1 pseudogene is annotated in these 237 nt (G+C 43.5%); it reads right to left on the bottom strand.

Going from position 1 to position 237, the window contains the following annotated elements:
- Positions 1-237, bottom strand: a pseudogene (locus IWT5_RS12285) (ISL3 family transposase); the annotation flags it as partial.

The following is a 237-nucleotide window of genomic DNA, read 5'->3' as shown; positions in this document are numbered from 1 at the left end:
AAATCGATAAACTCGTGTGTTTCGGCATCCATCATTTCAAAACTCATGGCCTCATCAGCGTTGTTAGTCGTTTTTATCTCATCTAGCAAAAGTACTTCTGGTAAGTGCTGCCAATTGGATTCGAAGTAAGTTTCGGACTGCATTAACATACGGGCAACAAAGCTAGCAGAAGTCGCCAATTCGTTAGCGATATGTTTTAGTGAGACCGGCTCTGCGAGTCGTTCTAAGCATTCCTGG

It is taken from the genome of Secundilactobacillus mixtipabuli (genome assembly GCF_002217925.1).
Lineage (GTDB): Bacteria > Bacillota > Bacilli > Lactobacillales > Lactobacillaceae > Secundilactobacillus > Secundilactobacillus mixtipabuli.
Note: the sequence above shows the minus strand (reverse complement) of the source record. Positions and strands in the feature narration are given on the sequence as shown.